Source organism: Acinetobacter sp. YH12137 (assembly GCF_013418535.1).
Taxonomy (GTDB): domain Bacteria; phylum Pseudomonadota; class Gammaproteobacteria; order Pseudomonadales; family Moraxellaceae; genus Acinetobacter.
This window is the reverse complement of the sequence record NZ_VPBW01000023.1, coordinates 18,226-45,127: the sequence shown is the minus strand read 5'-3', so window position 1 is coordinate 45,127 and position 26,902 is coordinate 18,226. Positions and strand designations below refer to the sequence as shown.

The 26,902-nt window shown below is 39.2% G+C and carries 24 protein-coding genes and 1 pseudogene; 10 read left to right on the top strand and 15 right to left on the bottom strand.

The window, feature by feature from the left end:
• Positions 1-288 precede the first annotated feature (288 nt).
• Positions 289-678, bottom strand: a pseudogene (locus FTU72_RS11440) (tautomerase family protein).
• A gap of 183 nt (positions 679-861) precedes the next feature.
• Here FTU72_RS11440 and FTU72_RS11435 point away from each other — a divergent pair.
• Complete coding sequence (locus FTU72_RS11435; protein WP_004785797.1) at positions 862-1,152, top strand: hypothetical protein; 291 nt, start codon at positions 862-864, stop codon at positions 1,150-1,152.
• A 204-nt stretch (positions 1,153-1,356) separates the two neighbouring features.
• Here FTU72_RS11435 and FTU72_RS11430 read toward each other — a convergent pair whose 3' ends face one another.
• From FTU72_RS11430 to FTU72_RS11415, 4 genes are all read right to left on the bottom strand, one after another.
• Positions 1,357-1,800, bottom strand: a complete 444-nt coding sequence (locus FTU72_RS11430; protein WP_179993017.1) for a BLUF domain-containing protein — start codon at positions 1,798-1,800, stop codon at positions 1,357-1,359.
• Positions 1,801-2,015: 215 nt separating this feature from the next.
• Positions 2,016-3,023: an HlyD family secretion protein gene (locus FTU72_RS11425; RefSeq protein ID WP_179993018.1), complete on the bottom strand. Its 1,008-nt coding sequence runs from the start codon at positions 3,021-3,023 to the stop codon at positions 2,016-2,018.
• A 34-nt stretch (positions 3,024-3,057) separates the two neighbouring features.
• Complete coding sequence (locus FTU72_RS11420; protein WP_179993019.1) at positions 3,058-3,258, bottom strand: DUF1656 domain-containing protein; 201 nt, start codon at positions 3,256-3,258, stop codon at positions 3,058-3,060.
• A gap of 3 nt (positions 3,259-3,261) precedes the next feature.
• On the bottom strand, positions 3,262-5,337 hold the full coding sequence (locus tag FTU72_RS11415; RefSeq protein WP_179993020.1) for an FUSC family protein: 2,076 nt from the start codon (positions 5,335-5,337) through the stop codon (positions 3,262-3,264).
• Between the two features lie 424 nt (positions 5,338-5,761).
• On the opposite strand from FTU72_RS11415, the gene FTU72_RS11410 reads away from it, so the two are divergent.
• A complete protein-coding gene (locus FTU72_RS11410) occupies positions 5,762-6,556 on the top strand; it encodes an IclR family transcriptional regulator (protein ID WP_180052936.1) in 795 nt (264 codons plus the stop codon).
• Positions 6,557-6,917: 361 nt separating this feature from the next.
• Here FTU72_RS11410 and FTU72_RS11405 read toward each other — a convergent pair whose 3' ends face one another.
• The gene (locus tag FTU72_RS11405) at positions 6,918-7,847 is read right to left on the bottom strand and encodes a LysR family transcriptional regulator (protein WP_179993022.1); all 930 of its coding nucleotides are present in this window, start codon (positions 7,845-7,847) and stop codon (positions 6,918-6,920) included.
• 134 nt (positions 7,848-7,981) lie between these two features.
• On the opposite strand from FTU72_RS11405, the gene FTU72_RS11400 reads away from it, so the two are divergent.
• From FTU72_RS11400 to FTU72_RS11390, 3 genes are all read left to right on the top strand, one after another.
• Positions 7,982-8,410 carry a DMT family transporter gene (locus FTU72_RS11400; protein ID WP_180012210.1) on the top strand — a complete coding sequence of 143 codons (429 nt, stop codon included), beginning with the start codon at positions 7,982-7,984 and terminating at the stop codon, positions 8,408-8,410.
• A 12-nt stretch (positions 8,411-8,422) separates the two neighbouring features.
• Entirely contained in the window at positions 8,423-8,887 is a 465-nt protein-coding gene (locus FTU72_RS11395; protein WP_034170895.1) for a DMT family transporter, read from the top strand.
• Positions 8,888-9,007: 120 nt separating this feature from the next.
• Entirely contained in the window at positions 9,008-9,706 is a 699-nt protein-coding gene (locus FTU72_RS11390; protein WP_180012212.1) for a DUF1826 domain-containing protein, read from the top strand.
• A gap of 65 nt (positions 9,707-9,771) precedes the next feature.
• On the opposite strand, the gene FTU72_RS11385 is transcribed toward FTU72_RS11390, so the two are convergent.
• From FTU72_RS11385 to FTU72_RS11355, 7 genes are all read right to left on the bottom strand, one after another.
• Positions 9,772-10,266 (bottom strand): flavin reductase, encoded by a 495-nt coding sequence (locus FTU72_RS11385; protein ID WP_180012214.1) that lies wholly within the window; start codon positions 10,264-10,266, stop codon positions 9,772-9,774.
• 87 nt (positions 10,267-10,353) lie between these two features.
• Positions 10,354-11,382, bottom strand: coding sequence for a methionine synthase (locus tag FTU72_RS11380; RefSeq protein ID WP_180001986.1), 1,029 nt, complete (start codon positions 11,380-11,382; stop codon positions 10,354-10,356).
• Positions 11,383-11,424: 42 nt separating this feature from the next.
• Positions 11,425-12,423 carry a putative oxygenase MesX gene (locus tag FTU72_RS11375; protein WP_179993026.1) on the bottom strand — a complete coding sequence of 333 codons (999 nt, stop codon included), beginning with the start codon at positions 12,421-12,423 and terminating at the stop codon, positions 11,425-11,427.
• 283 nt (positions 12,424-12,706) lie between these two features.
• Entirely contained in the window at positions 12,707-13,399 is a 693-nt protein-coding gene (locus FTU72_RS11370; RefSeq protein WP_159123558.1) for a metallophosphoesterase, read from the bottom strand.
• Positions 13,400-13,858: 459 nt separating this feature from the next.
• A complete protein-coding gene (locus FTU72_RS11365; protein WP_179993027.1) occupies positions 13,859-15,175 on the bottom strand; it encodes a sorbosone dehydrogenase family protein in 1,317 nt (438 codons plus the stop codon).
• A gap of 176 nt (positions 15,176-15,351) precedes the next feature.
• Positions 15,352-17,076, bottom strand: a complete 1,725-nt coding sequence (locus tag FTU72_RS11360; protein WP_180012218.1) for a bifunctional protein-serine/threonine kinase/phosphatase — start codon at positions 17,074-17,076, stop codon at positions 15,352-15,354.
• Positions 17,077-17,128: 52 nt separating this feature from the next.
• Positions 17,129-17,938 carry a formate/nitrite transporter family protein gene (locus tag FTU72_RS11355; RefSeq protein WP_125278664.1) on the bottom strand — a complete coding sequence of 270 codons (810 nt, stop codon included), beginning with the start codon at positions 17,936-17,938 and terminating at the stop codon, positions 17,129-17,131.
• 280 nt (positions 17,939-18,218) lie between these two features.
• On the opposite strand from FTU72_RS11355, the gene cynS reads away from it, so the two are divergent.
• The 5 genes from cynS (at position 18,219) to FTU72_RS11330 (ending at position 23,744) form a co-directional block, all read left to right on the top strand.
• Entirely contained in the window at positions 18,219-18,668 is a 450-nt protein-coding gene (gene cynS / locus FTU72_RS11350; protein ID WP_004785763.1) for a cyanase, read from the top strand.
• Between the two features lie 348 nt (positions 18,669-19,016).
• Positions 19,017-21,173: a TonB-dependent siderophore receptor gene (locus FTU72_RS11345; RefSeq protein ID WP_180012220.1), complete on the top strand. Its 2,157-nt coding sequence runs from the start codon at positions 19,017-19,019 to the stop codon at positions 21,171-21,173.
• A 72-nt stretch (positions 21,174-21,245) separates the two neighbouring features.
• Positions 21,246-21,857, top strand: coding sequence for a DUF4198 domain-containing protein (locus tag FTU72_RS11340; RefSeq protein WP_159123563.1), 612 nt, complete (start codon positions 21,246-21,248; stop codon positions 21,855-21,857).
• Positions 21,858-21,902: 45 nt separating this feature from the next.
• A complete protein-coding gene (locus FTU72_RS11335; protein ID WP_166138842.1) occupies positions 21,903-22,181 on the top strand; it encodes a hypothetical protein in 279 nt (92 codons plus the stop codon).
• Positions 22,182-22,184: 3 nt separating this feature from the next.
• A complete protein-coding gene (locus FTU72_RS11330; protein WP_179993030.1) occupies positions 22,185-23,744 on the top strand; it encodes a PepSY domain-containing protein in 1,560 nt (519 codons plus the stop codon).
• 378 nt (positions 23,745-24,122) lie between these two features.
• Here the strand turns inward: FTU72_RS11330 and FTU72_RS11325 are convergent, their stop codons facing one another.
• Positions 24,123-25,016 carry a copper resistance protein B gene (locus FTU72_RS11325; RefSeq protein WP_179993031.1) on the bottom strand — a complete coding sequence of 298 codons (894 nt, stop codon included), beginning with the start codon at positions 25,014-25,016 and terminating at the stop codon, positions 24,123-24,125.
• Positions 25,003-26,895 carry a copper resistance system multicopper oxidase gene (locus tag FTU72_RS11320; RefSeq protein ID WP_179993032.1) on the bottom strand — a complete coding sequence of 631 codons (1,893 nt, stop codon included), beginning with the start codon at positions 26,893-26,895 and terminating at the stop codon, positions 25,003-25,005. Before FTU72_RS11320 ends, FTU72_RS11325 begins: the two co-directional genes overlap by 14 nt.
• Positions 26,896-26,902 lie beyond the last annotated feature (7 nt).

The following is a 26,902-nucleotide window of genomic DNA, read 5'->3' as shown; positions in this document are numbered from 1 at the left end:
GTTGAATTTCCTTGTCAGACATAGTGATCAACATCTCTAATTTATATCCAGTCCATGATGGTAAAAACCATCATAAACTAGACATTTTTATTGGTGAGAATATAGACACTTTAAATGGTTTCTAACAGATTCATTTCGTATAATGTATATTATGTTAAATAAGATATTATGCATATAGCCTATTCCTGTATGTAGCACTCACTAATTAGTTAATATGTCTTTTTCATCCTCGTCGTGTTAAAACGTAGTTATTAAGATTAGTTTGAAAGTTTTCTTTATATAAATCACTTAAATATTTACCTCATAACCTAGATGAAGCTCATCCGCAATTTTCCCTCGAACACCCCAATTTTCTTTTAGGAGTTTCAAATATAGTTATTTGAATATCATTAGATTTAATTTCACATAAATGACTTATATTTTTAAATAAAGCCAAAACAAATGCTTTCTTGGTCTCTTTTGTTCTTCCTTCAAATATTGAAATCTCGATAATGATATAAAATCTAGATCGATTCTTTAGGTAAATAAAATTTTCAGACTCTAAAGGTATAAATCGTTGAAAAATCTTTTGTCGGGACAACTTAGCTTTTTGATTAAAGCTTGATGGATAGCTTGAATCAGTTCTATTCTATGTACTTCGATTGTTTCATGTAAAGCATAAATTTTTATTTGAGACATTGTTTTCTACGCGCTTATAGTTAAAGTTTTAATTATAGTTAGCACTTTAATCTGGCCGACGTTGTAGTACAGCATCATTCATAAAAAGTTCAATTATTTATACAAAACAACTAAATGCTGCCCTGTCTAAATTGATAAAATTCTGGTCCTCTATAAAAAACTTGAAGATCGATAAGGACTAAAGTGAACAGACAACATGATTTACCTGAACTAAGTAAATATAGTGAGCTAAGTAGCGATGAACAAGTAGCTATTCATCAAATGCTTATCTCTTACGTACGCTCAGATCACTTTTATAATATTATCTTGACTCACAATGTTGAACCCTATGACTTGGTTAAGCTTGTAAGTATTAGTTTTGAGAATAGAGATGCAGCTATCTGGGTTCATTTCGAAACAATAACGGCTGAAAGACTAACTATGCCTCTCGATTTTATTTCAAGAATAGAAATATGTAATCAGGAAATATTTTAAATACTGAGACTTGAAGTGTTGAAATTTATTTAAGTTGCCTCGGAATTTTAAATCTATTAAAAAATAGAGACGGTTAACCCTCTCTATTTTTTAAAACTAAAAATTTAATTATTTTATAAATTTCAATAACTTAAAATTATAAATATAGCATGTAATATATCAATTTCTTTAAATTAACATATCACATGTTACATCTTAATTTGATTAGGCCATCACCTGGGCTTTGTATAAATCATCTTCGTGCTGTCTGAGTAATTCTATAAAAGCAGGAATAGTATCTGGATCCAGGAGATAAGGATTAAATCCATCATGATGATTCTTGATAAAGAACTCAATGAGATCATTATGGACATTGGCATACTTCATGTGCCAACTAGAGAAAAGATATGAGTCAATTAGTTCATAAGAAAGAATTTCACAGTTCTTATGGCGTGGATCTTTAACTATTCGATTATAGAAAAGGTCTTTTACACTTTCTTCAGTGCCTTCCAAACACTGGACAAAATAATTATTTCCGAAATAGAGTGCACCAAAGATTTTGTGTAACTCATTAAATTCTAAGGCTTCTGTTAAAATATTATAAAGTTCAGAAGTAGAGTATCTCTCATCTTTGAACTTACTTACATATAAAAGCCTTACGTCATTCATAATAAAAAATTCCTCCTGTTTAAAAAAAGTTCATACGAAAATATAAAAATTTGAACGAATGGTCAATAAAAATGTAATGACAAGGTAATTTATTGATTGAATTATATACTTCTTATTATTGGGGTTTTCATATAGCTGTTTGATCTTTTAAATCAGGATTCATGACAAGGTTCTCTTTTCTTCAAGAACCTTGTGTTATTGAATTACAGGTCAGTTTATTTTTCTTGCTTTTCTATATGCACTGTTGCTGTTCGCCCTGCAACGAAGGCAAGTTCATTCTTTGGTAATTCATCCAGAATAATCTTAACAGGGACACGTTGGGCTAAACGTACCCAGCTAAAGGTTGGATTCACATTCGCTAAAAGACCTGAACCAGCAGTACGTTCGCGATCTTCAATCCCCGAGGCAATACCTTGCACATGGCCCTTAAGTTTTTGCGAATCACCCATCAGCTGAATTATAGCTGGTGCCCCTACGTAAATTTTATCCAGTTTTGTTTCTTCAAAATAACCCACTACATAGAGTTGTTTGCGATCTAGTAATGCTGCAACCGCTTGGCCAACTTTGACATAGTTCCCTTCTTTTAATTCAAAATTTGATAATGTCCCATTTGCTGGAGCAACAACTTCTGAACGATGTAAATTAAGTTGCGCGAGATTGAGGTTATTCTCGGCGACTTGTATTAGTGCTTTTTGCTGTTCGATATTCGCTTTTGCCTGTTCGATTGCAGCTAAGGACTGCTCATGCTCGGCATGTGATTCATCTCGTGCAGCAAAAATCTGATCCTGTTCCTGTTTTGAAATAGCACCATCCATTAAACTTGAATAACGGCTCGCATTCTTGTCTGCCAGATGAATACTTGCTTGGGATTTCACGACATTGGCTTTAGCATTCGCCAGTTCAGCCTCAGCTTGCGCTAAACCTGCTTTTGCTTTCGCAAGATCCGCACGAGCTTCTTCAACATCTAGTTCTTGACGTTCAACATCAATTTTAAATAATGGTTGCCCTTTCTTGATGGTCTGGTTATCTTGCACCAGTACTTCTGTGACCAGGCCTGAAATATCTGATGACACCTGAATAACATCACCACGTACACGCCCGTCCCTCGTCCATGGCTCAGAATTATAATAATTCCAGATATGTCGAATCACTAAAATGGCGAGAACAGCCACTACCGTCAAAAGTACAGGTCGCAAATATTTGCGTAAATTGACAGATGTCATATACGGTTTCCCTCAATCATTTTAATATCAGGCCTCATAGTAATAAGCCTGCCCAATGGACGGCGCCCAGCAAAAGTACGTAAATGCATAAGTAGAAAATATTCGGCATGATGATCCAGTCATTTGCGACTAGTTTATCTAGCCACTTCATCAAGATTCTGAGCAGTACATAGGCAATCACAGCTTGAATCAATAAAATCGGCACATACACACCATAGATATTCAGCTCTCCCATGTATTAATCTCCTGCGCCTGCATATCTTGGCGGTGTCTTGATATGACATAAGCTGCTACGAATATTGTTGAGTGAAATATGCAGCCGTTCTACAACATCTGTATGTTCCTGCATGATGAGATCTGCTTCTAGAGCCTGTATGTTGTTAATTAACTGTGTGAAGGCAGCATCATAATTTTGTCCAATTTCTTTGGCACGAAAATATTCATCCAGCTGTATTTGAAGATCTTCGAGTTGCTGGGTCAAAGGCTGCTGTTCAGGTAACTTGAGTATGAGTTCCTGTAACCGTGCCAGATCCACGACGGCGCTGGATTCAATGAGTGCCTGATTGATTTTATTTTTCAGATCTTCAGATTCTACTGCTTTAGTATTTAATACCCCGATGCGGTCAATCATCGTACGTAAATGAATACGGAACCGTACCCCATAAGGAATATACAGTGCCTGACGAATGGCTCGATTATGAATAGCCAAAATGCGCTGTACGGTTATATCTGGCGACATTGCACGGATCATATGGATAATAAATACAGCGATGATTGGCCCGATCACTGTACCAATTGCTGCATCGAAGAAAGAAATTTGATCCAGGGTATAACGGTTCTGAAAATTCAGCCCCATGATCGTCCCCATCAACAAAGGCAAACCAATTCCAACTAAGGGTGGATGCAAAAAAAGCATCAGGCAATATACGCAGAATGGTGCAAGTACAAGTGCTAACTGCCAAAATTCTATAATGTTTGGAAAAATTCCATAGGCATATATGAAGATCACGATCGAAGCATATAAGCTACTGCGAATAAACAGCTTCAATGCAGGCACCGGATTATCCAGCGCCGTTAAGATACATGCACTGATCGCAGCCATTTCAGCCAGCATAAATCCAGCTTTCCAGCCGCTTAAGATCCAAAAGGCAGTAGCAATAAAAACTGTGAGGCATGCAGAAACCCCGCCCCGCACTGCTACGCCATGATCACGATGTAAAGTTGGATAGTTTGTAGTAAGTGGAACAATCATTTCAGGCAGTGAAGTATCCCCCTGTTGGATTCGCTGCCAGATCAACTTAATTGCATGGATATTCTGAATAAAATGACGGATATCCATTTTCAAACTTTTCAATATTACAATTTGCTCATCTTTTGAATGTTCAAAAATTTTTAGGAAATCTGTTTCAAAATCAGTAGGAAGCTGATTCAATTCAGACTCTTTCAATAGATGTTCATCTGTTAGATATGTATTAATTTTGGAATGTAAATCTGCCAATGACTGGCGATATCCTGTATCAATGAAGTCTAACTGTTGCATGCGTTCAGACATCGCCACCAAATTACTCACCAGCATTGTGATCTGGTTCAGCATTTCCTGTAGTGGTTTGGTCATTCCCTGTAGAGCTGACTTTTCATAGCTTAAATGCACAGCCATGACATGAATATCTGCAATATCTGCAGCCAATTGGCTTAAAGCTTTTGTATAGTTCTGGTCTTGACGTGGTTCTAATAGAATTTTATTAAAAATCTGCTGAGTATCCGCTAAGGTTTTACTGACACGACTTTTCACTGCGGGGCCAATATGCATTGGAAATATGGTCGTCGTCACAATCGCGCTGCAAACGACGCCAATAGTAATTTCCAGAAAGCGTCCTACCGCCATATCAAATAATGAAGCAGTATCAATAAAGTAAATGATATTAAAGCAGACGATGACTGTCGTATATCCAGCCAGCATCAATATATAACTGCGCGGTGTACGATCAAGCAGAGAGAAATATAAGCAAAGACCAACCCAACAGGATAAAAACAGCGTAAACAACCACGGCGTATTGATTAGCCAAGGAGTAACTGCAACTGCCACAATTGCGCCTAATAAAGTACCTAGTACACGATAGATACTTTTTGAAGCGGTCATTCCCGTATAAGGATTGGCAATAACGAAAACTGTGCCAATAGCCCAAATCGGATAAGCAAGATCCAAACTCAACGCAACGTAGAGCGCCAAAATACCAGCCACAAACGTTTTAGTCGCAAAAATCCAGTCCATTTTATTTGGACGAAATGCGAGTAAAGATTTTATAAGCAGCATGGTTTCTCTCTAAGAGCTTATTTTATTTTCTAAAGCAAATAACCTGCCCACCAAGCCCAAAGAACTCAGTGACAAAATTTTTACTTGTTGAAAGTCTATAAAATTAGAATATTCAGCTGATTAAACTGAAACTGGTTGATGAAAATATAAAAAGCAAAAGATAATGCTTTGCTTAATTATTCATCATTGGATATTTGTGTAAGTAATTTTTTCAAATAAACGCTTTATTGTCAATAAAAATATCTCTATATGAGAATAAGTATGATTTTTTATCATTGCACAGGCAGTTAGGCTGAATATTTGTATCTTTTCTTCCTCTATCCTCATGATTCGAGAATTTAAGATAAATAGTTGCCTCTACTACCCTCTTTTAAGCTAAAGTGAGTCATCATCTTTTTCAATGGTCAGCACTTCAGGTTTTTTTATGGCGCAAGCAAGTTTTGGAAAAATTCTTACGGTTCTCGATCTATTTTCGTTATCACGTTCAGTGATTAATGTAGATATCATCAGTGAAGAATTAAACCTCTCCAAACCTACCAGTTATCGCTATTTAAAAGAATTGGTATCGGCTGAATTATTACAGCGAATCAGTGGCACATCCGGTGACTATACGCTGGGTTCGAAAATTGCTGTTCTGGATTATATTTCAAGAAAAACTGATCCTTTGGTTCAGATCAGCATTCCCTTTATGCAGGAAATCGTCGAACGGACTGAGTTCTCTTGTATATTGACTCATCTCAATTATGATTCTTGTATCGACTTACATGACGAAGTCTTTAAAAATGCACATCTGCTTTCATTCGGACGCGGTTGTCCACGTCCTGTCTATGTAGGTTCATCTTCAAAAGTCATCATGGCACATTTACCGAAACAAGTGTTGCTTGACTATTATCAACGTTATGCAGATGCATTTGCAGAAGTAGGATTTGTGCAGAATGAAACCGCTTTTCTGGAACAAATGAGAAAGATCAAAAAACAGGGATATTATTATTCTAGTGGTGAACTTGATCCTCAAGTTGCAGGTTTGTCTGTACCAGTTAAATTCTCTCTTAAAGAGCCACCTTTAGCGCTTACTTTATTAGCTTCAAAAAATAGATTTGATTTTGTAAATCTGGAAAAATTAGTACAAATTCTTCAGGAGAAAGCACAGATTATTAAAAAGAAGCTCCTGCACCATCCTGAAAGCACAAGTGACATTCGTAATAATTTAACCAAATAAAATTTAAATTATGTTTGAAAAACTATTTATATTCTCATAATATGATTATCAGTCTTTAAGCCATAGCATTCTTACTGAATTAAATGGCGAGAAGATTCCTCAGAGGTAAAAAAGCCTATTTCGAATGAGATAGGCTTTTTTATTTTAATTTTGGATTTATAGCAATAATGCAGATACATTTAAGGAAAGTTAAGAATTTTGCAATTGCAATGTGTAGATAAAATCTAAAATCAGAAATCTAAAAACGTATAAATTCATCCATTTTATGCTTTTCATCTTAGCTCTGCTTTAGAACCCTTCTTGATCGAAAAAAGATAACTAAGAAATCAATTAAGCTTTCTCTAATTAGATCATAAAAATTTTATAATTTAAGAATATTATCCCAGTAAGGCGGATCTCCAATTTCTTTTAAAATGAAATCAAGCACAGTTCTGACTTTTTGTGAACGAATTCTGTTTTCGGGAGAAACCAGATGAATCCCTATAGAATAAGGCTCTACTGTACTGATCCAGTCAGGAAGAAGTTGAACCAGTTTATGGGTTTTAAAATAGTCTTCCGTAAAAATCCAGGTTGGAAATAATACAATCCCCCGTCCTTCCAATGCCGCATCTACCAAGACTTCTGCATTATTACTTCTTAAAGGCCCTTGTGGCTCAATTAAAACCGGAGTGTCATGCTCTTGCTGACGGAAATACCAACGTTGGCTGCCTGAAACGCCCTTATACACCAAACATTGATGATTCTGAATCTCGTGTGGGGAATGTGGAGTTCCATATTTTTCAAGATATGCAGGACTCGCACACAGCACATATTGTTGATCACAGATCTTGCGTGCGATTAATGCTGAATCTTGTAATGAGCCAATCCGTATGGCAATGTCTACACCTTCTTGTACAGGGTCAATAAAAGTATCCGTCAAGATCAGCTCGACTGAAAGATCTGGAAAGCTATCATGCAATTTATTCACTATATGCGATATATGTAGCCTTCCCAGCGCAACCGCTGTATTGATACGAATTAACCCTCTGATCGCATTTTTACCAGAAATTTCTTCATTGGCCAGATCTAGCGTATCAAGCACTTCCTTAATTTGCACAAAGTACTTTTCTCCTATGTCAGTTAGCCGAACAGAGCGTGTATTACGATAAAAAAGTTGTTGCCCAATTTCCTGTTCAAGTTTGGAAATAAAACGAGATACTGAGGAAGATGAAACCTGAAAATGCTTTGCCGTAGCTGAAAAACTGCCTGTCGTTGCCACCATCACAAAATAGCGTAATGCATTGAGTTGCATACTTGATCTATCCCTGAATTTAATTCAATCATTTTATTATTGTCATAATAGCAATTATGTTTTGAAAAATTGCGGAATTGTAGCTTTTAAATAAGAGAATATAATTCGTTGCTTTCTTCCTTTGGAAAGCATATATGAAACAGTTGTGGATTTTCCCATTAGTCGTTCTTGCAGGTATGGGGTTATCTGTTGAAGCGGGTTTACTGGGTCCACTCGGGGAAGAAATTGGGCATTTCTGGGCGACCTTGGGAATTTTCGCGATCGGATCACTGCTCTTAACCTTGGGGTTGATCTTCAACCGTCCAAAGCTTTCTCTTATGTTCAAGCAGCCACGGTGGCAACTGACTGGCGGTATATTAGGCCCTATATATGTAGTGGCTTTAACTGTAGCGACACCTCATATTGGCGTTGGCCTGACCATGGTGGGCATCCTGTTTGGCCAGGTTGCAACCAGTCTTATTATTGATCACTGGGGTTTGTTAGGTAGCCATAAACGGGCTGTAGACAAATATCGTATTGGCGCGCTGGTAGCTATTTTAGCTGCATTATGGCTTATTCAATAAGGAAGCTTCTCCATGATTTATATAATGTTATTAGTCGTTATTTTTGGCGGAGCAGTTTTATGTGCTCAATCTTCAATTAATGGTCGTTTGGGTGCTAAAGTAGGTGTATTAGAAAGTTCTTGGCTGACATTTGTCTTAGGTGCTCTAGTCAGTTTTCTAATCGCTTTCTTTCTTGAACCCAACCATGCATTGAATTTATTCACCGCACCAAGATGGCAATTAACAGGTGCATTTTTTGGCGTGGCCTATATGCTTACGATTGTATTTGCTATGCCTAGACTGGGCGCTGCTGCCACCACTGTCGCCGTCATTAGTGGCCAGTTATTAATGAGTCTGCTCATCGATCATTTTGGATGGTTGAATAATCCGGTGATTCATTTAGATGGATCCAGACTAGCAGCAATTGCCCTATTAGCTGTTGCACTATTTTTTATCTATAAAAGTAATATTGCAGCCAAAGCACAAGCTGAAAATTAAGATACTGTGAAAGGAAAGAGATTTTAGGTTTTAAAATCTCTTTTTTTATGAGCTCATAAAGTTATTTTGAGGAATCTAAGGGTAATATTAGGCATAGTTCATAAGTCATTTCACTTAAGCATGCATAATCAATTTTCAGGCAATAAACAAATTCGTGTAGTCTCAAACTTTTCAGAACTCGTTAATTCGGATTTTAAGGGTGCGATGAATGCGATTTGCTGGTCTAGAAATTTAGCGGGTGATTTTGCCGAGATCGTGAATAAGCTTCATTTACAGGAAAATATGACTGAAGTTTCAATTGATGATCTTATGAAACTCCAGCTGTCAGAAAGCGGTCATCTGGCAAGAAAGATTATCTTAGAAGATATACAGCTACTGACTGACTACGGCGCTTCCCCTTCACTCAATCTGCTCAAATGCTATGAACGGGATGATGAGCTTGATTTTATTACTACAGATGTCTATTCATTTCATGTCGATCGCTCACCGATTGAAACAGATACTTTCTTATGTACCTATCATGGCGCTGCAAGCGATATCTTGCCTAATGATCAGGTGGAACAAAAGATTCTGATTCCAGAAATCAGGGCAAAGCTGAAAGAATTATATGATGGCCCAGAAGCCGGATTTGAAGATTTTCTGGAAGAGTATTTCTTTGATCTGCATTATCAACCTAAGCCTAATGCAAAACCTGTAAATTTAGGTCAGGGACATCTTTGGCGATTGGCAGTCGATCATCCAGCCCAAAGAGCCCTACCTTGTGTACATCGGGCTCCGGTTGAAAATGAGGGTGAATATCGATTGCTTTTGATTTGTTAAATTCGATACAAATCTTAAAAATGAGAAAATCCACATTATCTTATTGTCATTTTTCTCATTTTCATTCAAGCAAATTCTAACTGTCCAACCGAATGGTAAGTACGATTAAAATACACCAGGCTCTGATCTTGTTCGCTCCGTTGAATCGCAACCACTCGACACATAAAGATACTATGTGTCCCTACTTGCTGGATATTCTCGATTTCACAGTCAAAACTCACTAATGCATCGCCTAGTACAGGTGAGCCTGTTTTTAGTATTGTCCAAGAACCTAATTGAAATCTTCGTTCAGAACTGAATTTGCTGGATGCGAATGCATTAGAAATCTGTTCGTGCTGTGGACCCAAGACATTCACCGACAAAATTTTGTTCTCGATAAAATGCGCATGTGAGCGAGATGACTGATTCATACAGACCAGCAATGTCGGTGGTGTATCAGTCACGCTGCATACTGCAGATGCCGTAAAACCATGCATTCCTGTCTCACCCGAGGTTGTAATGACATTCACTGCTGTGGTGAGTAAGGACATGGCATTTCTAAAGTCAGTCGCTTCAATCATCTCTTAAATCCCTAATTGACTATCGCTTTGATGAAGAGCGGTAAAAGTACATGTATTCCTTATACAGCTCTTAAGACAAATGAATACTCAGGCTGTCAGTTCTTGACGAACAATAGCTGCGCCAGCACTTAAAGCATTCAGTTTGCCTTGTGCGACTTGACGCGATAAAGGTGCCATACCACAGTTGGTTGAAGGATACAGCTTGTCAGCATCCACGAACTGAAGCGCCTTTCGTAAAGTATCTGCAACCTGTTCTGGTGTTTCAATTTGATTGGTTGCGACATCTATGGCGCCGACCATGACTTTTTTGCCACGAATCAATTCAATCAGATCCATTGGTACATGAGAGTTTTGGCATTCAAGTGAAACAATGTCAATCTTGGACTTTTGCAGTTTCGGAAAAATTGCTTCGTATTGGCGCCACTCTGAACCTAGAGTCTTTTTCCAGTCCGTATTGGCTTTGATACCGTAACCATAGCAGATGTGTACTGCTGTTTCACATTTCAGACCTTCAAGCGCTCGTTCTAATGTGGCAATGCCCCAGTCATTTACTTCATCAAAAAATACATTAAATGCAGGCTCATCAAACTGGATGATATCTACACCTGCTGCTTCGAGTTCAAGTGCTTCCTGATTCAGGATTTTTGCAAATTCCCAAGCCAGTTTTTCACGGCTCTTATAATGAGCATCATAAAGCGTATCGATCATGGTCATTGGACCCGGCAACGCCCATTTGATTGGCTGCTTAGTTTGACTACGCAAGAACTTGGCATCATCTACAAATACAGGTTTCTTGCGAGCGACAGCACCCACGACGGATGGCACACTCGCATCATAGCGATTTCGAATACGCACCGTCTCACGCTTTTCGAAATCCACACCTTCCAGATGTTCAATAAAGGTGGTCACGAAGTGCTGACGGGTTTGTTCGCCATCACTGACGATATCAATGCCTGCCTGTAGTTGCTCATGTAGGGACAAGCTCAAAGCATCTCGCTTGGCTTCAAGGAGCTGCTCGCCTTCCAGTTTCCAGGGTGACCAAAGTTGCTCAGGTTCGGCAAGCCAAGACGGTTTCGGCAAGCTGCCAGCTGTAGATGTTGGGAGTAAAATGCTCATGTCTAATCTTCTATCTCTATATTCGTTAATTTATTTCTTCATTCAGGCAGTATGCTCTTGATGAGCATTATCTACAGTAAAATTTGCGGCCCACTTTTCAAGAATGTCTTTATACGGCTTAATAAAATTTTCTTCTGTCCATTTGCCCTGCTTAACTGCTAATTGACTACGCTCCACACGGTCGTAAACGATTTGTGTCAACGAATAATCCTGATAATTCAGGCTTGGTTGATAGATCAAACCTGCAGGCGAATTGGTGTTGTAAATTTCAGGACGATAAATCTTCTGGAAACTTTCCATGGTACTGATCGCACTGATAAGTTCGAAGTCCGTGTAATCACGCAATAAGTCACCGGCAAAATAGAATGCCAACGGTGCATTACCATGTTCAGGTTTGAAATAGCGAACGCTTAAGCCCATCTTTCTGAAGTATGCATCTGTACGTGAATAATCATCATTTTTATATTCCACACCGAGTACAGGATGCACATGTGCAGTACGGTAATAGGTTTTCGTGGTAGATACACTCAGGCAAATCACCGGCTGTTTCTTAAACTCGGCTTTAAACACATCTGAATGAATTAAATGCTGATAAAGTTTGCCGTGCAAATCACCAAAGTCGTCAAGCTTTGCATCAGCTTTATCACTGAAAGTTGGCAATACAACGCTAAAGTCATAATCACGTACATAAGATGAAAAGCTGTTGCCAGTCATGCCTTCAATGCGTTCATTGGTTTGATGATCAATGACGGTACTTTTCAGCATCTCGATAAAAGGGAAAGTTTGACCATGGCCTTCAACATCAAGTTCCGCAGAGATAATGTCAATTTCAAGGGAATAACGGTCGCCTTTAGGATTATCACTTGTCGCTAATGAATTAAAACGATGATTTATCATGGCTAGAGTTCTGCGCAGATTTTCCTGTCGACTTTCACCACGTGCCAGATTGGCAAAGTTGGTTGTTAAACGTGTGTTGTCTGCGGGTTGATAATTTTCATCGAAACGGATGCGCTTGATTGAGCATGTAAATTGATTATCCATGGAGATTCACTATCCTAAATTTTTAAATAAAGCCAAATTTCTGTATAACTTCATTTAAACGTGAATCTAGAGATGAGTAAAACGATATAAATTCAGTAAAACATGAGAGAAATTCACTATAGCTGAATTAATTGTATGAATACTTACTCAAAATTAAATAGAACGAAATACAGTTTCTCATTCAAAAATAAATATAGATCGCCTTTTATAAAAATGAGCTATCAATTTAATTTTAAAGGTAAAAATTATTGATGTGTCTTTCAATTGGCTCTTGCTGTAGCACCTAGTTTGCATCATTTATTTTAACAACACACAACTTCTGCGTATAAGCAGAACCGACATCGATATAGTGGCAATTATCAATTTGAGTATGGTTTTTTACAATCGTATGACCCAGATAGATCTCATCGATATTTTTAACGGTTCCATAGCGATAAGAATGATTGCGAATTCTCCCTCTACCCCAAAGAGCATTGGTATATGCTGAAGTTAAGCCTGGAATTCTATTTTCACCTTTTGCAATTTTCTTTTTAAATACATTCCAGTCATTAAGCGCAATATCTGCGTGTAAAATGCCAATCTTTTTATGTTTTAGGTTTAGTTCAATGGCCAAAGGAAGTGCAGAAAAAATTTCACTGAGTTCATCCTGTTTTTCGGTAGATAAAAGATAGAACCACTCACCGCCATTCTGGGCATGCATATCCTGAATCCATGCATCGTCACGGCCCTTAATACACATTTCCTCATGATTACCGCGAACGCAATAAAACCAGGGTTGACTAACCAATGAAACACATTCCAGGTTTTCATTACCTCGATCGACCAGATCTCCGGTACAAATCAGTAGATCTTTCTCAAAATTAAAATGAACTTTCTCTAATTCTTGCATGAGCAAGCTATAACAACCATGCAGATCCCCAACCACATATATGGCAGAGAAATCAGATCCATAAATTACCTTAGTTAAAGTGTTCATAAGTATCTTCTATAACATGGAACCCTGTCTGCCAAACCTGAAGCAAAAGATGATTCTTAAATCATATCTTTTAATTTTAATGCTGTTTAAAACCTTAAAGATGATTTTTTAACATTATTTATCTACTACAATTAAATTATTTTAGTCATAAAGCCCTTTGTAAAATATAGGAAAGTTCACATAATGTTAACTTTTGTATAAATATATTATTTTTTTTGTAAGTTTAAGCTTACATCGATTGGAGCAAATACTCTATATCCTGTTTCCTCAATTTTTGACATTATGTTTCACATAAAGAGTCAGCAAGGAAAGCTGATAATAATCGCATTACAATGATAATAAAGTCGAAAGACAGCGAACTTACTGGGATGGTAAGTGATAAAAGTAGAGACTACAGCCGCTAAGCCTTATAGTTTTGGGAGAGACTATAAGGCTTTTATTTTATTAGCATCTACTTATTTATTGATTCGGTGATACTCGCCAAATCACGTTCCCTACATCATCAGCAACTAATATTGCGCCTTGAGCATCTGTAGCTACACCCACAGGCCGACCAAATGCATCTCCATTTTTGCTTAAAAATCCGGTCAGAACCTCTTGAGGCTGACCAGAAGGCTGACCATTTTGAAATGGCACAAAAATAACTTTATAACCACTATGAGGTTTCCTATTCCAGGAACCATGCTGGCCAATGAGTGCACCATCACGATATTGGGATATTAAATTAGCCTTATAAAATGTCAGACTCAGTGATGCAGTATGATTCCCCAATGCATAATCTGGCTTAATTGCTTTCGCGACCAGTTCAGGCTTTTGCGGTTTTACCCGGGTATCCACATGCTGGCCATAATAACTATAAGGCCAGCCATAAAAAGCGCCATCTTTTACTGAGGTCATATAATCAGGAACCAGATCATTGCCCAGTTCATCGCGCTCATTCACTACAGTCCATAATGCTTCACTCTGAGGCTGCCAGTCCATGCCATTGGGATTACGCAAGCCTGTAGCAAACGGCCGGGTTTTACCTGTAGAAAGATCCAATTCCATGATCAGGGCGCGTCCTTCTTCCTGAGCTATGCCATTTTCAGCCACATTACTATTGGAGCCTACCGTAATGTAGAGCTTTGTCCCTGCAGGATTGGCAATAACATTTTTTGTCCAGTGATGATTTAAGAGGCCAGCGGGTAAGTCCAATACTTTAGTGCCTTTTTCTTTGATCTGGGTCATACCTGGCTGATAAGAGAATCGCACTAAAGCATCTGTATTTGCGACATAAAGCATATTACCCACTAAGGTCATTCCAAACGGCGAGTTTAAATTTTGCAGAAATACTGTTTTCTGATCAGCAATGCCGTCTTGATCGCTGTCACGCAACAGGCTAATACGGTTGGCGCTCGGATAGGATGATCCTGCTCTTCTCATCACCATTTTCATGATTTTGCCTTTAATGCCTTTACTATCTTCGGGCTTAGGCGGAGCATCGGTTTCAGCCACCAGTACATCTCCATTCGGCAATACATATAACCAGCGCGGGTGTTGAAGGCCTTGTGCAAATGCTTGCACTTTTAAACCCGATGCCGGCGTCGGCATGACGCCTTCAGGCCAACCTTTTGCAGGGGCAATGTTGACGACCGGAAACGGTCTTGATTTTGGTTCAGGTAAAGACGGCTGAGCGCCATAACTATCTGTTACGGGTGTTTTGGATGAAACTGTACAGCCGGTAAATGCCAATATGATTACGGTACTTAAGGCTGATAGGAGAAATTGAGCCGCCATGGTATTTCCTTGCTTTTTGTTTTTATCTCTCCCATTTTAAAAGGTGGTTGAAATCGTAATGATATAGTTCTTGTAGTTTCTGGTTGTGGATTGATTGCCGTAAATATACTAGTGACGCAAGCTGCCCAAAGCATAGAACACGGTCTAATTTTTTACTTATATTCACTCCAATCTTCTTAAATAAATGGCCATGCAATACTTAATAAAAGTAAAAGTCCTAATACAGCACAACTGATTTGCCAGAAACGTAAAGGATCACGTTCAATCATGGTAGGAGCTTTGGATTTTAATAATTCCTTGGATGGGTGTTCCAGATCATGGATCAATTCAGTCAATGCCTCATAACGATGCATCGGCTCGATATTCAGTGCCTTTTTTAGAATCTGGTCTAACCAGAGTGGTAAATCCGGCCGATATTTTTGAATGGAATGATATTGAACTTTTTTCATCTGTTTCAATGACTTACATCGAGCTAAATCTGTACCATAAGGAAGCTGTTTAGTCAGTAAATAATAAGCCATGGCTGCCAAAGAAAATTGATCGGACTGAATCGATGGTGAATGTTCAATGAAATATTCAGGCGCCATAAATGCCAAGGTACCAAGTGGCCGATTCACATGTTTAGGATTAATTTCGACTAAACCTCGTACAGCAGTTGAACCATAATCAATCAGTTTGACTTTAAGTGTATTATCAACGTTTAAGACCATAATATTTTCAGGACGTACATCTTGATGCAACATTTCCAGTCGGTGCATTGCATTTAAGGCCAATGCTGTTTGCTGCAAAATAGGGAGAATATCTTCCATCTGCAAAGGCTTTTTCTGTTGATGCAGCCAGCGATCTAAGGTTTCTCCCTGCAAATATTCATAACTCTGGAATAAATATTTTTTCTCTGATTGATGCGGATAACATTGCAGCAGATTTTCGTGCTTAAGACGCTTTGACACCCAGTCCTCAAGTTGAAACTGTTCAACAGCCTGTTCATCTTGCTGCAAATCTACTGCCAGAGTTTTAATCACTAGCGGTTGCCGATCATGATCGTGTGCCAAATACAGGCAACTGCGGTGATTTTGGTGCAGGATTTTGTCAATGGCATAGCCTTCAAATGCTTCACCTTTGCTGAGCTGGGGTGGAAAGACATAATCCTGGTGCATATAAAACTGATCTGGTTCAAGCAACTGCTCAATACGGAGCACTTGAAGACTTAAATTATCATCACTGCCCTGTTTTAAAGCCTGTTCAACCAGGAATTTGGCAAGCTGATTTAAGTGATCTGCTGCTAAGGTGAAATCTAATAATTGTTGGTCTGTAACAAACTCATAAACCCCATCAGTCATGAGTAGAAAGACATCTTTTTCTTTTAGTTCAAGGCTTTGATAATCAATTTCAATACGATAATCCACCCCTAAGGCACGACTGAGATAATGTTCTGTCGAAGACAGACAGACGCGATGATCATGGGTTAATAATTCAATTTCACCATCTCGGATTCGATAGATACGACTATCACCGACGTGAAAAATATGCGCCTGATGCTGCTTTAAAATAAGTGCGGATAAGGTACAGACATAGCCCCGGTCTTTATCGAAACGTCCCTGACTTTGTTGAGTTTGTGCATATAACCATGAATTTGTGGCGCGAATCACCCGTGCTGCTGAAGTCTGGGTGCTCCAGGCATCCGAAGTCGAATAATAATCTGAGAGAAAACTGCTGACGGCTGTTTCTGCGGCAATGTGACTGACATTGCTACTGCCGATCCCGTCGGCAATCGCACAAGCTATACCTTTTTGCTTCAGTACATGACCTTCTGGTAAAAAGATGCCATAAAAATCCTGATTCTGATCTTTAATACCAGCCGTAGAATATTGTCCAATAGCGACTTTTAATGTTTTTTTCATATTGAAAACTCAAAAAAGGGATCATATTGATCCCTTTAAAAATGATTCATTATTAGAATTCTTTTTTCGCGCCAGTACGTACATGTGTGGTGTAAAGTGCCAGACCTGTTAAGGCTAAACCACCGACCAGATTACCTAAAGCAACCGGTAATTCATTCCACAGGAAATAATCTGCAATCGAGAAGTCACCACCCATCATCATGGCAAATGGGAACAGGAACATGTTTACCACTGAATGTTCAAAGCCCATGGCAAAGAACAGCATCACTGGCATCCACATTGCGATGAACTTGCCACTCACTGTAGTTGACATCATCGCACCAATCACCCCTAAAGACACCATCCAGTTACACAGCATGCCGCGAATAAAAATAGTTATCCAACCTGAGAAACCATAAGCCGCATAACCTAAGGTACGGTCTTCACCAATATGAGAAATCTTTTCACCGACTGGATTCGGATCAGTCGCAAAGCCCATGGTATAAACAGCAGCCATCAGTACTGCAACGACTAAACACCCAGTAAAGTTACCTAAAAATACCAGTCCCCAGTTTTTTAAAATGCGTGCCCAGGTTACGCCAGGACGTTTATCCAGCCATGCCAGCGGTGTTAATACAAATACCCCGGTTAGCAAGTCATAGCCCAATAAATACAACATGCAGAAGCCGACAGGAAACAGTAATGCGCCAATCAGCGGCACACCAGTTTGCACTGCAATCGTAATTGCAAATACGGCTGCCAAGGCCAAAATCGCACCTGCCATAAAGGCACGAATCAAAACATCACGGGTTGCCATATGAAGCTTGGATTCACCCGCATCTACTACTTTTTTTGCAAACTCCGCAGGAGCAAGATATGCCATGTTGTCGTCCTCTTTTTCAATATACGGACCTGTTTTTCGAAAAAAAGACGCCTAAGATCATTGAAGACCTTAGGCGCCGTTGCCTTGAATATTAGAACAGGTAATGGTGAATGGCGTCGTTGCCATGTATATCGAAATAGAAGCAAAAGCTATGCCACAAATAATTAACAATCGCTTAAATATTCATTTTCTATTTAGCATGAACTCTAGAATGCTGTTGGCATGATATCTGCATTATCCGTTCTGCATACATTCATTTGAGAATAATATGGAGAGGATTATGATTACCCATCGTCAACAAGTAACTGATATGATCATTTCAGCGAAAGTTTTAAAGTCAATTAAGTGGTCAGATGTTGCCAAAGAGATTGGTCTTTCTAAAGAATGGGTAACCGCTGCATGTTTAGGTCAGATGGCGTTTAATAAAGAGCAAGCAGAAAAGATTGGTCAGATTTTTGGCTTAAGTGATGAAGCCGTTGCATGGCTACAGATCGTGCCATATAAAGGTTCCCTGCCAACCAGCGTACCGACCGATCCTTTAATTTATCGTTGGTATGAAGTGGTGAATGTATATGGTTCTACCATTAAAGAACTGATTCATGAAGAATTTGGTGACGGTATTATGAGCGCGATTGATTTTAGTATGGATATTCAACGCGAAGAAAATCCGAATGGCGACCGTGTCAATGTCGTATTGTCTGGCAAGTTCTTGCCTTATAAAACTTATTGATCAATATCATTTATAAAAAGCCATCAATGTGATGGCTTTTTTTTATTTCATTTTTCTTTTTATATTTGAGTATTAATCTCATTCTCTACATGAAAAAAATTTAGCGAATATACTTTATAAATTTAAAAATTAATATGAAGTCAATAATTTACATATTATTTTACTAAAATAAATCGTTTTTATTTTAAGCAAAATCTTAACCCCTTCTTCTTTTAATCTGCTTTAACTGCAAAGTATTCCTCTATCAATGAGTAATTTTTAATTTAAATTTCCTATTGTATTTAGATTGATTTAAAAATATCTAATCAATAACATTAGCGATAATTATTATCATTTACATTCATTAAAATGTTTTATACCAATCATCCAACTTTCAAGCTATCTTTGCTCAGTTTTGCCATATTGATGACACAGCAAAGTTTTGCAGAAAATAGTCAGCAACTTCCTACCATCACGATAGTCACTGATGCAGCACAAACAACAGAAAGCTCTGAACAGACTAAAAGCTATATTATTCAAAATTCTGCAACAGCTTCTAAACTAAATATTCCTCTTAAGGAAACGCCACAAACAGTGAATGTAGTGACGCGTCAACAATTAGATGACTTTGCACTGGATAATACCCGTGATGTACTCCGCAACTCACCGGGGATCACTGTAAGTAACCAGGAGACCGAACGAACTTCCTATCTATCACGTGGTTTTGAAATCTCAAACGTATTGGTAGACGGCGTTGGGATTCCGCTTGAAGGCTATAACTACAATAATGACAATCCAGACAGCTTTTTATTTGACCGTATAGAGATCGTTAAAGGTGCAAATGCCTTAAATAATGGTATTGGCGATCCGGGCGCTACCATTAATATGATTAGAAAACGCCCTACTCAGGAACTTCAGGCCGCGTTTAATACCAGTTATGGTTCATGGAATACCCAACGTTATGAAGCAGATGTTTCCTCTCCCCTGACACAGGATGGAAAAATCAGAGGCCGAGTATTTGGCTATCAGCAGACAGGTGATAGTTATCTGGATCACTATGAACTCGAAAAAAATGGCATTGGTGCCGTGGTTGAGGCTGACCTGACTGATTCGACCTTAATAACTGCTGGTTATACTGAAACGAATCATAATCCCAATGGTGTCAATTGGGGTTCCAATCCTTTAATCAATACTGAAGGTGAACAGTTAAGCTATTCAAGAAATTATAATTACAGTCCGGACTGGGCCTACTGGGACAGTAATATTAAAAACTATTTTGCCGAGATCGAACAACAACTTGGCGCTGATTGGAAAGCTAAACTGAGTTATGAGGAAAAACGGACTGAACGGGATTCAAAACTTTTATTCCTGTCCGGTAAACCTGGTGCTGACGGTACTTCAGGTATTTTCTTATATCCAGGTATGTATATTGATGACAACAAGGAACAGCAGGCCAGTCTGAGTTTTAGTGGCACCTATCCACTTTGGGGACAACAACATGAGGCATCTTTTGGCTATATCTGGGCTGAAAACAATCTGAATGAGTTAGGTTATGCTGGCAGCTTTACCAACCCACTTACCACAGATCTATCCAGTTTTACGCCGCCCGAACCAGTTTGGGATATGTCAAAAACCAGTGGTGAAATGCACATCCGGCAAAAAAACCAAAGCCTATATGCCGCCACCCGTTTACATATGACTGACGATCTGAAACTGCTTTTAGGTGCCAACTATGTTCAGGCTGAAAGTACAGGCAGCAGTTATGGAACAGACACGATTTATGATGAGAATAAGCTATTACCTTATGCAGGCCTGACTTATGAATTTAGTCCTGAATATACAGGTTATCTAAGCTATACCTCAATTTTCCGTCCACAAACAACTAAAGCTCTGGATGGCAGTGTTAATAAACCGGTTGAAGGTGAAAGTTATGAAGCCGGGATTAAAAGTTCCTGGCTAGATGATAAGCTCACCGCCAGCATGGCCGTATTCAGAACAGAACAAAGCAATTATCCGTTGCGAGATTCTGACGGTATCCCGACTTTACGTAAAACCCAGGTGAGTGATCTACGTTCACAAGGTTATGAATTTGGTTTGGCTGGTCAGTTAACGGATCATTTAAATCTAAGCTTTGGCTATACTCAGTTTAGTCTTAAAGATCTGATCAACGGTGGTGATGCCCGTACCTTTAATCCTAATCAGTCTTTTAATCTTCTGACCACCTATCAGGTGCCACAGATTCCAAAACTGAAACTGGGCCTTGGTGTGCAATGGCAGGATAAAACTTATCTAGAAGTTCCTGAAGCTGCTACAGAGGGTGTTGTTACCCAACAAGCAGGCATTATCAAACAGGATGCATATGCGCTTGTGAATCTGATGGCCAGTTATGAACTCAATGATCACATTACTTTGCAGGCCAACGGGAATAATCTGACCAATGAAAAATACTTATTTAATTTCCCGAATCAGCAAGGCTTCTATGGTGCACCGGCAAATTACAGTGTGGCCGTAAAATTCAAATATTAATTTTTCGCTTGAGCTTTGAAAGAATATTCGGAGCTCATTTTCTTATATGTAAACAATAATCAGGTAGAATTCATGAAAAAAATCATTACTTTGACAATTGGACTGTCACTGACCCTTTCTGCTCAGGCCCATATGCTTTGGCTAGAACGTGCTTCAGATGCAAAAACACATGCATTCTTTGGTGAATATAGTGAACAGCTCAAAGAGACTCAAGAAGGTGCCTTAAAGTCATTCAGCCAAGCAAAAGCGATTCAGACTAAAAAACAATTTAGTCCCCAACTACACCAGGATCATCTGGTCTACTCTACAAAAGATCAAGCAGATGTAGAGCTCTATCATGAACTGATCTATGGGGAATCCTTACTCAGCTATCACGCGAAATCCGGCAGACAAAACCTGAAAGCAGACTCAGAGCTGGATATCGTACCGGTTCAACCGAACAGTAATACTTTTACAGTCATGTATCAGGGTAAACCCGCTGCGGATGTCAAAGTGACTGTCTATTCCCCACAGCACTGGCTTAAAAACTATACGACCAACAAGCATGGCCAAATTAATATTGCTACGCCATGGAAGGGTCAATATGTACTAGAGGTGAGTCAAGAAGTAGACAAGACAGGAAAATTGAATCAGCAAGTGTATAAGAAACAGTACCTGGTCACGACCTTAAGCTTCGTGCATTAAGTTGCCTCAATATTTATTTATACAGATTCATATAAAGGCCTTTCCATGATTTCTACCCTTCAGCCACTTGCTATCCTGTATCGATTAGGCATGAGCTTTGGTATTGGTTATTTATGTAGTTATCTGATTGCTCTCGATCTGGCCTATTTTTTACAGGCGAGTTTACCCAAAGCTGAATCGGTTTATCTGGCTGCCTTTATTGCCCTCATTTTTTATGTCTGTTTTGTGATTGGAATCTTCTGTATCCAAAGTCTTAAAACACTTTCAGTCTATAGCCTGATTCCTCTCATTGTTTTATTTGTCATTTCCCGCTTCATAGGTTAAACCATGCATAAATCTGTCCGTCAATCTATGGCATGGCTACATTCATGGCTAGGTTTAAGTTTTGGCTGGCTCCTCTTCGCGATCTTTTTAACAGGTGCGGTTACCTATTATCGCCATGAAATTACAATGTGGATGCAGCCACAATTTGTCATGATGCAGGTGAACCAGGAAACAGCTTTAAAAACTGCTTATAGCTATTTACAGCAACATGCACCTGATGCACAGAACTGGTATATCGGGGTAGCAAATCATGATTTACCGGTTAATAAAATTTATTGGCAAACTGCAGAGGGTGCTTATCAACTTAAAACCTTGGATGCTATGACAGGTAAGGAATTAACGCTTTCGGCTACACAGGGCGGAGATTTTTTCTATAACTTTCATTTTCAGCTATATGGCGTACCTTATACCATTGGCCGTCTGATTGTCACCATTGCTGCATTCATCATGTTGATGACCCTGATTTCCGGAATCATTACCCATAAAAAAATTCTGACCGACTTCTTTACTCTGAGAGCTTTTAAAGGACAACGTTCCTATCTGGATTTTCATAATGTCAGTTCCGTCATTGCGCTACCGTTCTTTTTAACTATGACTTTTACTGGACTGGCTATTTTCTTTTATATTGTTTTGCCTTCTGGCATGAAGCAGCTATATCCAGAAAATCCATTTCAATATTTTGAAGAAATCCGAACCAAAAATGTGCTTGCTCCCTCTGCTGTGCCCATTAAAACGGAGATGTTACCGATTCAACATTTTATCACTACGGCGCAGCAGCACTGGGGAAAATCAGAATTTGACAATATTACCGTGAAGCAGCCGAATACCCAGCTGGCAAAGATTACCTTAACCGAATTGAAAGATCATTCTATTACCCGCAATCAGGCACAACTCGTATTCAATGCGACGACAGGCAAATTGCTTGAAAACACCCGTAATGACAGTGCAATTGCTACCCTGAATGCTGGAGTATATGGTTTGCATATGGCACGTTTTGCCGAACCTGTTTTACGTTTCGCCCTATTTTTCTCAGGCATATTAGGCTGTGCCATGATCGCTTCCGGATTATTGCTCTGGAGCCTGAAACGACAGATGCAGAAAAAATCGGATCGTTTTCACTTTGGATATTATCTGGTGAATCGTCTGAATATCACCATTATAATTGGTTTACCTATTGCCATGCTGGCTTATCTTTATGCAAACCGTTTGATTCACATTCCTGTGGGCACCACAAATTATGAAATCTATATCTTCTTTAGTATTTGGCTGAGTAGTTTTATCTTGGCCTGTTTAACGCCACAACAGCATTTATGGAAAACGCAGCTTAAAATTCTCATCTGTGCCGCTTTTATGCTTCCACTCATCGACCTGTATTATTTGTGGTCCCAGCATTATCTGGATTCTTTTGCGAACTATTGGCTGTTTTTGCGTATCGATCTGATGCTCTGGATCTTGGCACTTCTCGCTTACTTCCTACATCAGAAAATTACACCTATCCAGCAAAAAGCTGTTCATAAAATTCAGGCCAAGCTTAAAACTGCACAGCAGGAGTCTTCTTCATGATATGGATGGCAATAGTAGGACTGATCTGGATGGCCTGTTTTGGTTTTTATGCAGTGAGTGAAAAACAGATTTTAAAAACCAGACAGTCTCGATATTCTTTTCTGGTGAGTTATCCGGTCATCGTTAAATTGATCTCAGGCAGTCTTTTACTATTGGTATTGTCCCTTTTACGAACTCAATTCAGTAGTAGTATTAGCTTTATGGCACTTTGGGTTGTTATAAGTCCAATCGTATTTATATTTATTCTGAAGATGAATAATTTAAAACAAAGAAAAATTTAAAAGTTTATAAAGGCCTTAAGAATAAAATATAGCTGAGTATATGAGGCGAGAAAATGATTTTCCCGCCTCATAAATATTAGCTTATATAGATATCTGTTTAGAACATCATTCTTAAACCGATTCCATAACGTCCGCCCTGTTCAGAATCAGATGCGTCCTGCCATGAGGTTTTCTCATTGCCCTTGGAATATTCATAAGCAATATCAAGGTAAGGCATGATCTTTTTATTGATCTCATAACGGGTTTCCAGACCGAATGCCGCATGACTTATTCCAGTCTTTTTGGCATTGGCTGCTTTATCCTTCAAAATGAGGTCAACTTCAACATAAGGCTGCAAAATCAGTTTTTGTGTGAGTAGCAGATCACGTTCTGTTTCTAGCTCAAGTCCGATAAAATCATCTTGACCAAGATACAGATGTGCATTGGTTTCAAAGAAATACGGCGCCAACCCATGGAATCCAAATATTGCATCTACATGTTCAATATTTTGCCCAGCATTAGGCTGACCCAAATTTTCCTGACGGTAGCGAAGACCCGCCTGAGCATCCCAGAAATCTGAAATATTCCGGCTATACAGAGCTTGGACTGCATATTCTGTTGCTCTGGATTCCTGCTTGTCAGCTTTGAGTTTAATGAACAGTTTATTTTCATCCGTGCCAATCCGAAGCTCATTCTCAGACTGTAAGCCTCCCTCACCTTCTGAGTTTTTGATCCATTTATTGTCCAGTTTGACCCGCGTATAAATTTGCCCTCCATGTTCCTTGCGATGATCATGTTCGCTGGAATAGGTTGAAGCTGAATCTGGAATTAAATTTTCAGTAATTTCCGGTGCTACTGAAGTTAAATGATGCTCTGACGATTGAAGTGATTGTTGATGATGCATCGAATGATCAGCATGCTGTTGAGATATATCTTCGGCAAAAACAGTCATATTTCCCAACGCCAATACACTAGCCAAAACAGGCTTCAGACAAAGATTAATGGTGTGCATGAGCATCTCCTTGTTTTTCTACTGGTTTTGTCATGTGATGATGGGAATGCTCTTCCCGCACAGTATTCTGAGTCGAAACGCCATTTTCCTGAACATTTGCTACAATCAGTTTATTCATCATGCCGGCAGTCATGTGATACAACAGATGACAATGAATCGCCCATTCACCTAGTTCATCTGCAGTCAGCAAAGTCGTAACGGTTTTTCCAGGTGGGACAATCACTGTATGTTTATTCGGCATATCTATTGCAGACTGGCCATTTTCGAGCTGCATGAACATGCCATGTAAATGCATCGGATGTGCCATCATACTGTCATTGATAAATTTCAGCCTGATCCGTTCCCCAAATTTCACTTTGAGCGGCTCTGCTTCATTAAATTTCTTGCCGTTCATGGTCCAGATATACCGTTCCATGGTGCCGCCTAAACGAATCACCAATTCGCTTTCTGCGTCGCGAATATCTTTTTGCGGAGTTAAAGATTTGAGGTCGCTATATTGCAAAGCTTTATGCCCTACCGGTGTAGAGGCATTGGCCCAGCCGTAAACTGGTTGCTGCGTAAAAGTTTTGGCATCTTTTTCATGTTGCATATCCCCGGTCATATTTGAGTGATTCACATGATCTATAGCGGATGAAGTATCTGAATGCTCGGTATGATTGTCCTCTCCTTGTTCGATAATTTTGGCTGATGCATGCTGCTTATGTCCCATCATCGAATGTTCAGTATCTTTTTTAACATTTATGTCATGGCTAGCATGATTCTGATGATTCATCTGCTCGTGTGCTTCACCCTGCATATTGCCATGTCCCATATCTTCCATGGTCAATAAGGCACGAGGACGGGATATAGGTTTGTGTATGGCATGATGAGCTGGCTTTAATTCATTCTGTAAGCTGCCAATCGCAAAACCGGAACGGTCAATCGATTCAGCTTCAATCTGATAATGTTCCGCAGTGGGCTCTACAATTACATCATAGGTTTCTGCGGCACCAATGCGGAATTCATCGACCGCTACAGGTTTGACAGGCTGCCCGTCTGCACTGACGACTGTCATTTTTAACTGTGGAATACGCACATCAAAAAATGACATGGCAGAGGCATTGATAAAACGCAGTCGCACTTTTTCATTCGGTTTAAACTGTCCTATCCAGTTCTGTTCAGGCGTTTTTCCATTCACCAAAAAGGTATAGCCGGTTACATCAGACAGATCGGTTTTCAGCATGCGCATCTGGTTCCACATTTTGCGATCATTCCAGGTGGCTTTAAGCCCTTCCCGTTTGATTTGCTGAAAAACATCGCTCAGAGTTTCACGCTGATTTTGATAATACTCGGCAGATTTTTTTAAATTATTCATGATCTGCTGGCCGGACTGCTCATGAAATTCTGAAAGCATGACCACATAATCACGCTCGGTCTGCTCATGTGCAGGAACTTCCGCCTGGTTTTTGGGATAGATTACAAAGGCGCCGTAAAGGCCGTCCTGTTCCTGCCCCTTGGAATGGGCATGATACCAGTAGGTTCCACTCTGACGAATTTTAAAGCGATAGACAAATTCCTGATTAGGTGCAATGCCCTGAAACCCGTTAAAACCGGGGACACCATCCATCAGGCCGGGTAGCAATAAACCATGCCAATGCAGAGAGCTTTCTTTATTCTTTAGCTTGTTTTTGACGCGAATAACAGCTTCATCACCTTCCTCAAACTCCAGTAAAGGTGCAGGAAATTTTCCATTCACTGTAATACGTTGTACGGTTTTACCGGTGATATTGACTGGACCTTCATCAATAACCAGCTGATATTCTTTTACAGCAGCCAATAATGAAGACGAGATCACTAAACTTAAGCCCAATAACAGGCTTTGACTAATTTTAATCGACATAACTTAA